The following is an 11,560-nucleotide window of genomic DNA, read 5'->3' on the forward strand; positions in this document are numbered from 1 at the left end:
TTCTTCACAATCTCCCTGTAGTATAAGCAACATAGAAATGAGCCAGCCACTTACTTCTACAACCCCTAACCACTTTTCTTCATAAGCTGTTGGTCCCACCCCTAATACGGGCCAACAAACTTCTTCATATCCAACTCCTTCCTTGATTCGTCCCCCTAAAACGAATCAACCCTAACTGACCCCGCCGCTGGCGGGGTTTTGTTTTGCCCTGAAGTTTGCTACATTGGAACTAAACGCAGGGAGGCGACGCATTGACGCACAAGCACTGGCACCTATCCGCCGCACAGGCGATTCTCATCAGCTTCGCCGCGATGATCGCGGTCGGCACCGCGCTTTTGGCGCTGCCGGTGGCGTCGCAAAACGGCCAAAGCGTCGGCTGGCTCAACGCGCTGTTCACCGCCACCTCCGCCAACTGCGTGACCGGCCTGGTGGTGGTCAACACCGCCCAGCACTGGACGCTGTTCGGTCAGCTCGTGATTTTGGCGCTGATCCAGCTCGGCGGCATCGGCTTCATCACCATCGTCACCGGCGCCTTGATCGTGTTTCGCCGGCGCATCGGGCTGCGCCAGCGGCTGACCATCCAGACCATGTTCAACCAGCAGACCCTCGGCGGCATGGCCGGGCTGGTCAAGCGGGTGCTAAAATACACCACCGCGATCGAAGGCACCGGTGCCGTTTTGCTGACCGCCGGCTTCCTGGCGGCCGACCGCGGCTACGGGCTGGGCGAGGCGCTGTGGTACGGCGTATTCCACGCGGTGTCGGCCTTTTGCAACGCGGGGTTTGACATCGTCGGCACCCATTCCTTGGCCGACTTCACCGGCGACTGGCCGCTGCAGCTGACCCTGATGGCGCTGATCACGCTGGGCGGCCTGGGCTTTCCGGTGCTGCACGAGCTGCGCTTTCACTGGGCCCACCGCCGGCGTCGGCTGAGCGTCCACACCAAGCTGGTGCTGAGCGTCAGCCTGGTGCTGACGCTCGGCGGCACCGCCCTGTTCGCGCTGCTGGAGTGGCACGGCGCCTTCGCTGCGTTCAGTCCCGCACAAAAATGGCTGGCCGCAGCCTTTGAATCTGTGACGCTTCGCACAGCCGGCTTTGAAACCGTCGGCCAGGCCCAGCTCGGCGACTTGAGCAAGCTGATCGCCTGCGCCTTGATGTTCATCGGCGGCTCCCCTTCCGGCACCGCCGGCGGCATCAAGACCATCACGCTGGCGGTACTCGGCGCCGCGGTGGTTTCCGCCCTGCGCGGCCACGCCCAGCTGGTGATTTTCCGGCGGCGGCTGCCCCTGGCCGTGCTGCAAAAGGCGCTGGCGATCGTCGGCACCCTCGCTGGCGTGGTCGCCGTCGCCGTTGTGATTCTGCACTTCACCGAGCCCGGCACCGCCGCGTTGGACCTCTTGTTCGAGGTCACCTCGGCCGCCGGCACGGTTGGCCTCACTACCGGCATCACCCCGGCGCTGTCCAGCGTCGGCAAGCTGGTCCTCGCCTTGTGCATGTTCATCGGTCGCCTGTCGCCGCTGACGCTGGCCGTCGCCTTGAACACCCGCCTGGACGCGCATCCCCACACCGTCGCCTACCCGGAGGCCGAGGTCATCGTCGGCTGACTGCCGCCGGCCACTTAAGGAGGAAAATGATGTTTCACGTGAAACCGCAAACAGCCACCGCCTTTGCCGTGTTCGGCCTCGGCCGCTTCGGCACCAGCATCGTTGAGCACCTCGCGGCCGCCGGCGTCGAGGTGCTGGCCGCCGACCGCGACCTCGCACGGGTCGAGGCCGTCGCCAACCTGGTCGACTCCGCCGTCGCCGGCGATGCCAGCGACCCCGAGTTCCTCGAACGCGTGGCGGTGGCGCATTTTGACGTCGTCGTCTTCGCCATGGGCGAGGAGTTCGAGGCCAGCATCCTCGCCACGATGACCGCCAAGGAAATGGGCTGCCCCCGCGTGGTGGTCAAGGCGCTGGACGCCCGGCAGGCCAAAATCCTCCGCCGCATCGGCGCCGATTCCGTCGTGCTGCCCGAGGTCGAAATGGGCGCCAAGGTGGCCAAGAGCCTGGTCAACCCCAACATCGTCGACGTGCTGGACCAAGTCGCCGGCATCGGCATCGCCGAGCGCCACCCGGACGCCGCCTGGGTCGGTCAGACCCTGGCCGAGGCCGACATTCGCCGCAGCGCCAAGGTCGAGGTGATCGCCTTGATCCGCGACGGTCGCCCCCAGGTGCCGGTCAACAGCGACACCATCCTGCGCGAGGACGACATCCTCCTGACGCTGGAGTCGCCCAAGTGAGCCACTGAGCGGCCGGCACCGCGCCGCATGTGAGGCCATGAACGGCCGGCGACTCCTGACGCAGCGGTCGCCTCGCCCGGTCTCGCAGGTCGTTGGCCCGGCCGGCGGCTTACAAGTTCCCAAATAAGACGCAAAAATCGCCCGGAATTGGTTTTCACAAGCCAATTCCGGGCGATTTTAACGCCTATCGTGGCGATTAGAAGCCAAACAGCCGCAGCAGCGCCATCGCGACGACGCCGACCACCACCACCGCCAGCAGGCTCTTGGTCAGGATGGCCGTGACCACCGCCGGCAGGGACGCGACGGCGTTCTCCCAGTTGACGCCGGGCCACTGGCCGGGGCGGGACACCAGCAGGCTTTCCACGAAAATCGCCGTCAGAATCGCCACCGGCACGAAGCTCAGGAACTGCAGCAGCCACTGCGGCAGCGCAACGGCCTTGACCAAAAGGAACGGCACCACCTTCAAAAGCCACATCGCGACGCCGCAAACCACAATGGTCGATACCACGTAACTAGTGGCCATGATTTTCCACCACCATTCCAAACAGGCACCCGGCGACCGTCGCGATCAGAATCGCCGTGGTCCCCGGCACGAAGCGCTCGGCCACCACCATCGCGACCGCGACGAAGGCGGCGACGGCGAGGTGGCGAACCAGCGGCTTGCTGCGGTCGGTGATCATCTGCAGGTACAGCAGCCCGATGAACATCGCCACGGCGGCGAAGTCCAGCCCCAGCGCCTGGGAATCCGGCACCAAGCCGCCGAGCATCGCGCCGACCACCGTCGCCGCCGCCCAGACCAGGTAGGCGGTCAGGTTGGCCGCGTGGAACCACGCCGGCCGCAGCACCCGGCCCGTTTTATTCAGCTTATTCATCGATAACGCGAAGGTCTCGTCGGTCAAAAGCGTCCCAATCAGCACGTTCTGCCAGGTCGGCTCGCGGCGCAGGTACGGCGCCACGGTCATGCTCATCAGGCTCATCCGGGCGTGGATCAACACCGCCGACACCAGCATCGCCCCGATCGGGCTGGCGCTGGCCAGCATGGTCGCCAAGACGAACTGCACGGAGCCGCCGTAAACCACCAGTGACATTAAGAGCACCAGCCACACGCTCAGGTGGTTGGTTCGCGCGACGATGCCAAAGGCCAGCCCGACGCCGATGTAGCCAAAAACGGTGGGTAGCACGTCCCGCAGTCCCGCCTTGAAACTCAATTCTCCAGTCATCCGCTGCCTTCTTCCCGTGTTCATTCGCACGAACCGATTAGCAACTAGTTTACCGAACTGACGGCCAAAAGCAACCGTCAATCGCGGCGGCGTCGCGGTTGGCCGCGGCGACGGAACGGTTGGCCGGGGTTTGGAGTGATTGGGCGGCGGTTGGGCGGCCGCCCAGCGGCCGGAAGCGGCGGCCGGAAGCGGCGGCCGGAAGCGGCGGCCGGAAGCGGCGGCCGGAAGCGGCGGCGTCGCGGTTGGCCGCGGCGACGGAACGGTTGGCCGGGGTTTGGAGTGATTGGGCGGCGGTTGGGCGACAGCCCGGCGGCCGGAAGCGGCGGTGGCGCGGTTGGCCGCGGCGATGGAACGTTTGACCGCGGTTGGGGGTAGTTGACCGGCGGTTGGGCGGCAGCCGGCGGCCGGAAGCGGCGGCCCAGCGGCGAGCGGGAATCGTGAAGTAAGGCGCATTGTCGGCGCAACGACTCGGCGCTTTTCACAAACTCCGCCGTTTTTGGCCACATTTTGGGCACAGCCGACCCGTAACGTGGAGGAAAAGCCCAAAAGGAGTGCCGCCATGTCGCCTGCCAACCGCCCTTACCTGCATGCGCTGGACCTGATGCGCGTCTTTTTCATCTGCGGGGTGCTGCTCAACCACACCACCACCGCCTTCATTCAGCAGCTCTCAAGCGCAAGCGCCGCTCGCACCGCGCTGCTTGGGACCCACCTCACCATTCACTTCACCCGCATGGGCTTCATGTTCCTCACCGGCTACGTGCTGACCTACCGCTACCGCGGCACCCGGCGGTGGGGTCACTTTTTTGCGCGGCGCTTCACCGCCACCGGCCTACCCTACCTGGCCTGGAACACGCTCTACCTGGCGCTTGCGGCGCTTGGCGGCGGCGAGTTGGCCTACCTGAGCCGCAACGCGGCCGCCGCGCTGCTGCACGGCAACCAGTTTTACATGTACTACCTGGTGATCACCTTCCAGTTCTACCTCGCGCTGCCGCTGGTGCTGCGCCTGTTCGAGCGGGTTTCCCACCACGGCTGGCTGCTCGGCGTCAGCTTTTTGCTGCAGCTGGCCGTCGTCTTCTGGATCAAGTACGTGATGCCCGGCGTCGACCGCAGCCAGTGGCTGTGGTGGTGCCGCGCTTACGGCATCAACTGCCTGTCCTACCAGTTCTACCTGCTGCTGGGGACCTACGCGAGCTTTCACCGCGCCGCCTTCACCGCCTGGTGCCAGCGCCACCTCGCCGCGCTGACGGCCTGGGCGGTGGGGCTGGGCATTTTGACAGTACCTTACTACTTCTTGAACAAAAGCTTGCTCGGCCTCGATCACACTCACGCGGTGTCGCCCCACCAGCCCTTCATGCTGGTCTACGACACCGTCGTGATCCTGGCGGTGTTGGGCTGGGCCGAACGCGGAGCAGCTGGCCGGGGCAGCTGGCCGCGGTGGCTGAGCCGCCTGATTCACCTGGGCGGCCTGGCGAGCTTCGGCGTCTACCTCGACCAAACCCTGGTGCTGGCGGTGCTGCGCGGCGCCTTGACCGCGGCCGCCCTGCCGGACTGGGCCCTAGTCGCGGCACTGCCGCTGGGCTACGCCGCGGTGGTCGCCGCGAGCTTCGCGTTGGCCTGGGCCCTGCTGCGCTTGCGGCCGCTGGCGTGGCTGGGCGGCCGTCCCGCCTGGCAGGCAGCGGATTACCCCGAGCAGGTCGTCGGGGCCAGCGACCGAATCGTCACGGTCAAGCCGCAATCCGAAAGATGAAACGACACGAAAAGGACCGCGTGCGGTCCTTTTCGTGTCGTGATTTACTTAGCCCCGATCAGCTGCTCCTTGGCGTGGATCAGCTGAGTCAGCAGCGCGTTGTAAGGCGTGGCGACGCCGTACTTGGCGCCTTTTCGCACCACGGCGCCGTTGATGAAGTCGATTTCGGTGATGCGGTGGTTGACGACCAGGTCCTGGTGCATCGACGGGTAGTGGCCGGCGATGTTGGCCGTGAAGGTCGCGGCGACGTGGTGGTAGATTTCCTCTTGGTCGAGGTTAAGGTCCTCGTGCTTGGCTACCGCCGCGAACTCGGCGATGATCTCACGCAAAAAGGTCTCGGCCTGGTCCGTGCGACCCAGCTCGCCGATGTTGCAGTCGAGCAAGGCGCAGAGGCTGTTCAGGGTGCCGTTGACGCAGGCCTTGCGCCAAATCGAGTACTTCACGTTTTGCGAGTACTTCGGGTTCAGGCCGGCCTTGGTGAAGGCGTTGACGACGTCGAGTGCGAACGGCTCGCCGGCTGGGGCGAAGTTTTGCAGCTCGACTTCGCCGGAGCCTTCGAGCTTGACGTGGCCCGGGCCGGTCATGCCGGCGGTCCACATCGTGATGCCCAGAATCAGGTGGTCCTTGGGCACAAAACGCTCGAGCACGTCCTCGTGCCCGATGCCGTTGAGCAGGCACAGCACGTACGTGTCTTTGTGAATGATCGGGCGAATCTGCTCGAACATCGAAGCCAGCTGGTTGGACTTGGTGAAGGCGATGATTAGGTCGGCGGAAACGCCGCTTTGGTCGATTTCACTCGGCGAGTAGATCGGCAGCTGGGCCACCACGTGCTCGCCGTTCAGCTCGGCCTGCAAGCCATCTCGGCGAATCGCGTCGATGTTGGCCTGCCAGCCGTCGACCAGCGTGACAGCGAAGCCGGCGCCGTGAAGCGCCAGGGCGAACCGGCTGCCCATGCCGCCGGCGCCCACTACTGTGATTTTCATCAGATAACCCCCTCTTTCTGCCTCCATTCTAACACGCTTGTTTTCAAAAACGTTATGATAGTGGGAGACAACACAAGGAGGAACGCGCCATGACCTACGGCTACATCCAAAAAATTCGCAACCTGGTCGGCCACACGCCGATCATCCTGAACTGCTGCGGGGGCATTTTGCTCAACGACCGCCACGAGGTGCTGTTGAACCTGCGCCAAGACACCGGCAACTGGAGCCTGCCCGGCGGCTACCTCGAGTACGGCGAGGGCTACGCCGAGGCGATGGTGCGGGAGTACCGCGAGGATTCGGGCATCGCAGTTCGCGTCGTGCGGCAGCTGCACCTGTTCGACAAGGGCGAGACCCGCTACCCCAATGGTGATGTCGCACACACAATCGCGATGCTGTATCTGGTTGAGCAAACCGGTGGGGCCCCGCTGACCCAGGCGACCGACGAAACCGTCGCGGTCAAGTTCTGGCCCTTCGACGCCTTGCCGCCGCTGCTCAACCAGCAAAACGCCGACATGCTGGCGTATGCCGCCACCCACTGCTGAGCCTCGTCAACCGCCGCCCGGCGTCCTCACAACAGTGGGTGAACCGGGCGGCGGCTGCATTGCGGCACGAAAAAAGCCCCAGCAGGTTGGCTGGCGCCGGACGCGCCGAAGCCACCGTGGGTCCTAGAACCCCGGCAGCCTCGGTATTTTTGCTGATTCGTTGCAATCGTGCAGTGTTGACCTCGCAGTGGTGCTGCGTTCAAGGCCGCTTGGAACAAGCCACGCGCCGAGCCCCTCCGCAGCTACCTCGCAAGCGAGTAGGAGAGACAGTCAGACTGCGCGTGGGTGGTGGCGTACACCCTGGTATTCGGGCCCATCGAGGGGCGCCGTTACGCGAAAACACGTGTGTTGAAAGCCAGGTTCGGCTTGGTATGGGCGGGGGTACTGGGAATGCTTATCTCCCGGCCATTCCCCCTGGGGCAGTGGACGTGCGACGGCTCTGTCCGGAAGCCGTCTCCCTGCCCTAGAATAATCATCCACAGACAGTGTAAGCCCTGCTAATTTATCCGTCAACTTTGAAGCTTGCTTGCCTCAGGTGACCAAAAGGGCCGCTCGGCGTGAGCGGCCCTGCCTTGGCTAGCGCATCAGTACGTTCCCTTGATCACGAAGTAGCTGCCGCGGATGGTGCCGGCGAGCTTGGACTTTTGGCGGGCGAACTTGAACTTGTCAGCCAAGGCCGCCGGCACCGGCATACCGTCGCTCAGCTTGAAGCCAACGGCGCGTTTGCCGCCGGCCTCAAGCGTCCACAGCACGTTGAGGCACAGGCCGTCCTCGTAGAACACGTAGGTGTAGCGAATGCCTGCGACCTCAAGCCGGGCGACCTCGAGCGGCTTGGCTTCGATCACCACATCACGTTCGCTGAGGATGGCATTCACATAGTCCAGCCAGTCCGGATGCGCCGCGGCCGGCTCGGTAGTAAACACCGCCTTGTACTTGTTCCAGAAGTACCGCGCCTCGTTGGCTCGCAGGCCGGCCAGGGCCGGGGCCACCGGCGAGCTTTCCAGGCCAACGGTTGAGACGGTTTTGAAATCCACTTGATCACTCATTTTGCTCCTCCGCCGGGCGGTTGGACCACGGCTGCGCGTGTAGCATCCAGGTCACGCCGAACTGGTCGGTACACTGGCCCATTTTGCCACCCCAAAACTGCGGCGCGTAAGGCATCGTGACCGTCACCTGGCCCTGCAGCCGGGCCCAGAGGTCGTCGGCCGCCTTCGCGCTGGCCGGATCCTCCGAATTGACGTCCAGCTGCAGGACAATCTGCTGCTGGGCCGGGGCCGCGGCGCCGTTGAAGGCATCGGCGCATTCCACCTGGGTCCCCAGCACCCGAAAGCCGCCGTGCATGGTCAAGGCGTCCAGGTCCTGGCCGGCCGGAATGCCGAACTGGCTGGCCTGCTCGGCCGTCGGGCTCAGGCGGTAAACGTCGGTGGCGCCAAAAACGCGTTGGTAGTACGCCAGCGCGGCCTTGGCGCTGGGATAGGCGATGTACGGGATCAACTTGGCTTGCATGTGACCACTCCAATCTGTTTGGGTGTCCCCATCATGGGCGCTTGCGCGGTGGCTGTCAATCACAACCGAGTCAACCGTCAAAAAGGCGCGGTCCCACCGCTTTGAATGCGGTGGGGCCGCGCCTTTTTTCGATATTTCCCGGGAAATAATATTCTCGAATGCTTAAATCTAATAATCGCAGTATAACACGCTTTTTAGAGCGTATTGTTGTCCCAACATTATTTAAAACGCTATTGGAATGTGCCACTAATGTGCCATCTCAAGTATAGAGTCTACTGATTTTCAGTAGGCTCTTTTTGTTGAGATTAAGTGCTACAAACACTTCTTCCTTGCATTATAGGTCCAAACTAAGGTCTTTCCTAAGAATACGCTCAAATGAAAGCGCGAAATTTATGATCGCCGAGTTGCTGGATGAGCCGTGCTGAGCCAACGTATTGTGGTGGCCGCCGTGTCATTGAACATAGAAATCAGTAAATTCCTCACCAATCCCAGCTGGCGATCTCATAATGGATTGGAGCGGATCAATGCGACGTTGCCTCTGATCGTTGCGATGGCTTAGTTCTGGCGCAATCACGATTAGCATACGCGTCAAATCGGTTTCAGGTTACAAACCGCCACGGTATTAGACGAAGATACGCTGTGGCTACAATACCGCGTGACTGATCCGCAAGGGTAGGCAAACAAATACCGCTAATCCGTGATTTAAGGATTGACCGTATCTTTGTATCTAGGCGTTAATGCGACGCGCAGCATGTTTGAGCAGAAACGGTGCCAATAACGTTGTTAAGATGACTGCGGTGATGATTGCTGAATAGTAATCCCCGCTGATCAGCTTGGCTTGATAGCCGATCTGCGCAATAATCAAGGCCATTTCTCCGCGTGAAACCATACCTGCACCGACTAAGTATGATTCATCTAAAGCAAACCCGGAAAATTTGGCGCCGCTACCTGCACCCAAAAGCTTAGTCAGCGTAGCGACAACGGTCAAGACGACGATCAATAATAAGTCGTGTTCGATTCCGGCTAACGACATGTTCAGCCCAATCGAAACGAAGAACACGGGAATGAAAATCGCGTAGCCGATCGGTTCAATACTTTGATCGACTTCATGAGCGACATGCGTCTGGGCAATCGCAATCCCGGCAAAGAAGGCCCCGATAACTGCACTCAGCCCGATCAGATCCGCGATATACGCCATGCCAAAACATAAGATCATAGCCATCAACGTCGGTCCGACTGGAATCAGTAATTTGGTCCCGAGCTTGGCGAGAATCGGGGCGATGAAGCGCACGACGAAATAAATCGCGACAAAGTAGATCAACTGCTCCAAAAAAGTCAGGGCCAGTGGGATTTGCGTGGTCGAACCCGTCGTCGTACCCATTACACTGACCATAATGCTGAGTAAAACGACCGCCAACACATCATCGACCACCGCCGCGCCAAGAACCGTCGAACCACTTTTGCTATCAAGTAAGTTCAACTCCTTCATCACGGCCACCGAAATTGAAACAGATGTGGCGGCAAAGATGACACTTAAAAATAGGCTTTCAAACTGGGTCAGTCCGAACCAAAGCCCGACTGGATAAATCAGCGCCATCGGGACCAAGACGCCCAACAATGCAACAATCACACTAGGACGTAAGTATTTTTTCAACAACGTAAGGTCACTCTCTAATCCGGCAATGAACATCAAGATAATGACCCCGATTTCTGAAAAAATATGGATAAACTCATTGGGATGCACCCAATTCAACAATGCTGGGCCAAGCACGATACCAACGAGCAACTGACCGATCACTGCCGGAATACCAATCCGCGCTGCCAAGTGGCCGATTAAACTGGTAGCAATCAAAATGATGACAAGTGCGCCTAAAAATTCCAAACCAAAACCTCCTCATACAAAAAACGTAAGCCAAGTACCTCTTTCACACCCCTGAAAGAGAAAACCTTGAGCTTACGTCAACCGATTGATCTATTTAAGTTTTAATAACATCTTTTAAATTTTAGCAAACCGTGCCGTCATTTTCAAGCGAAGCACACATCGAGCCTGGGTTACGGTTCTTGAAAAAAAGCTGATTCTCTATGTTTATGTCCTCTAAATTGTACTTGACAAAGACTACAGAATAAGTTTTAGTGTTTAAGATGTTAAACGTTAGAACTATTATACGGGAAATAGTCCCAATCGATTCGGCGGTGCCGCCGGTGACATTGCCCGGGAAATAAACGTCTCAAACGAATGAAATTCAGAATCGCGGTGTAAACTGCCCTTTAGGACACTTTGCTAAATCAATATTATATAATGTGCTGATGGAATGTGCCACAAACGTGCCACCCCACGAAAAAAGAGAAGCGTGTTGGCTTCTTTTTTTTACTAGCAAAACGTTATACTGAGTTCGGGCTTCTTGTAACTGGCGTGCGGACAAAATCCTGGACTTCGGGTATGATGTCATTATGTATTCAAACGCAGATAAATGTAGAGCAGTAAAACTATTTCATCAATATGATCGGGCTTGGGCTAAAGTGCTTCGAGAATTGGGTTATCCTTCGCGTGGAGCCCTAAAGCTTTGGGTCAAGCAATACGAGAAAGATCCAGATGTCTTTGAGCGGAAAAAGACCGGAAAGTTTTCAGACGAGCAACGCCATGAAGCGGTTTAATATTACTTCAATCACGGCCGCAGTAGCGCCCGTACTGTAAAAAAACTAGGTTTTCCATCTCGATCGCTCTTGGATATTTGGGTGCGCAAAGACCCTCGATTCGCGATTGAACTCCCAGTTGGGCCGGACCGAGTGAATCACCCGAGCTTTCCGAGAAAAGCTCCCCAAAATACTGCACTTATGCGAATTGCAAACATTCAAAAGAAACAGAAGAAACCGACCCCAAAGGATTCATCCACGCGCTTGACCTCGTTATCCCACGACGAACTTCTTCAACACGTCCAAGACCTTGAGCTTGAAAATGATATCCTCCTCCAGGTGAACGCCCTTCTAAAAAAGATCTGGGCATCGACCATCTCAATCTAACCAACCGAGAAAAGGTTCAGGTGATTGATGCCCTGCGTGACAAACACTCACTCAATACGTTACTCAAAGCACTTCAACTGTCGAAGAGTAGCTACTTCTATCAACGTGACGCCATCGCTCAAGGCGACAAGTACGAGGCCTGGATTTAAGTCAAGTTTCGAGACAGTGAATCTATTTGATTTGTGTGTTCCGAGTTTATAGTCAGGCGTTACAATTCAGCGCATGACCATGCCAGTGAGTTATTTCATATTGAACTGGACTCA

10 protein-coding genes and 1 pseudogene are annotated in these 11,560 nt (G+C 59.3%); 5 read left to right on the forward strand and 6 right to left on the reverse strand.

Features of this window, described 5'->3' with window-relative positions; genetic code table 11:
- The first annotated feature begins 251 nt into the window (after positions 1-251).
- The gene (locus NUH19_RS07805) at positions 252-1,601 is read left to right on the forward strand and encodes a TrkH family potassium uptake protein (RefSeq protein ID WP_262315994.1); all 1,350 of its coding nucleotides are present in this window, start codon (positions 252-254) and stop codon (positions 1,599-1,601) included.
- 29 nt (positions 1,602-1,630) lie between these two features.
- Positions 1,631-2,278: a potassium channel family protein gene (locus NUH19_RS07810; RefSeq protein WP_262315995.1), complete on the forward strand. Its 648-nt coding sequence runs from the start codon at positions 1,631-1,633 to the stop codon at positions 2,276-2,278.
- Positions 2,279-2,474: 196 nt separating this feature from the next.
- Here NUH19_RS07810 and NUH19_RS07815 read toward each other — a convergent pair whose 3' ends face one another.
- Together NUH19_RS07815 and NUH19_RS07820 are read right to left on the reverse strand one after the other, a co-directional pair.
- Positions 2,475-2,801 (reverse strand): AzlD domain-containing protein, encoded by a 327-nt coding sequence (locus tag NUH19_RS07815; RefSeq protein ID WP_262315996.1) that lies wholly within the window; start codon positions 2,799-2,801, stop codon positions 2,475-2,477.
- Entirely contained in the window at positions 2,791-3,498 is a 708-nt protein-coding gene (locus NUH19_RS07820) for an AzlC family ABC transporter permease (RefSeq protein ID WP_262315997.1), read from the reverse strand. Before NUH19_RS07820 ends, NUH19_RS07815 begins: the two co-directional genes overlap by 11 nt.
- A 559-nt stretch (positions 3,499-4,057) precedes the next feature.
- Between NUH19_RS07820 and NUH19_RS07825 the strand changes: the two genes are divergently transcribed.
- The gene (locus NUH19_RS07825) at positions 4,058-5,245 is read left to right on the forward strand and encodes an acyltransferase (RefSeq protein WP_262315998.1); all 1,188 of its coding nucleotides are present in this window, start codon (positions 4,058-4,060) and stop codon (positions 5,243-5,245) included.
- Between the two features lie 44 nt (positions 5,246-5,289).
- On the opposite strand, the gene NUH19_RS07830 is transcribed toward NUH19_RS07825, so the two are convergent.
- Positions 5,290-6,228, reverse strand: coding sequence for a 2-dehydropantoate 2-reductase (locus NUH19_RS07830; protein WP_262315999.1), 939 nt, complete (start codon positions 6,226-6,228; stop codon positions 5,290-5,292).
- A gap of 89 nt (positions 6,229-6,317) precedes the next feature.
- Here NUH19_RS07830 and NUH19_RS07835 point away from each other — a divergent pair, with 89 nt between their 5' ends.
- Positions 6,318-6,770 carry an NUDIX hydrolase gene (locus tag NUH19_RS07835; protein ID WP_262316000.1) on the forward strand — a complete coding sequence of 151 codons (453 nt, stop codon included), beginning with the start codon at positions 6,318-6,320 and terminating at the stop codon, positions 6,768-6,770.
- 584 nt (positions 6,771-7,354) lie between these two features.
- Here the strand turns inward: NUH19_RS07835 and NUH19_RS07840 are convergent.
- The 3 genes from NUH19_RS07840 to NUH19_RS07850 all read right to left on the reverse strand — a co-directional run bounded on the left by NUH19_RS07840 (position 7,355) and on the right by NUH19_RS07850 (position 10,158).
- Positions 7,355-7,816, reverse strand: coding sequence for a phage tail protein (locus tag NUH19_RS07840; protein WP_262316001.1), 462 nt, complete (start codon positions 7,814-7,816; stop codon positions 7,355-7,357).
- On the reverse strand, positions 7,809-8,276 hold the full coding sequence (locus NUH19_RS07845) for a VOC family protein (protein ID WP_262316002.1): 468 nt from the start codon (positions 8,274-8,276) through the stop codon (positions 7,809-7,811). The genes NUH19_RS07840 and NUH19_RS07845 overlap by 8 nt, the downstream gene beginning before the upstream one ends.
- A 727-nt stretch (positions 8,277-9,003) precedes the next feature.
- Positions 9,004-10,158: a cation:proton antiporter gene (locus tag NUH19_RS07850; RefSeq protein ID WP_125604775.1), complete on the reverse strand. Its 1,155-nt coding sequence runs from the start codon at positions 10,156-10,158 to the stop codon at positions 9,004-9,006.
- Positions 10,159-11,216: 1,058 nt separating this feature from the next.
- On the opposite strand from NUH19_RS07850, the pseudogene NUH19_RS13185 reads away from it, so the two are divergent.
- Positions 11,217-11,437: pseudogene (locus NUH19_RS13185) on the forward strand (IS3 family transposase); the annotation flags it as partial.
- Positions 11,438-11,560 lie beyond the last annotated feature (123 nt).

The sequence above is a fragment of the Lacticaseibacillus parakribbianus genome (assembly GCF_025490915.1).
Lineage (GTDB): Bacteria > Bacillota > Bacilli > Lactobacillales > Lactobacillaceae > Lacticaseibacillus > Lacticaseibacillus parakribbianus.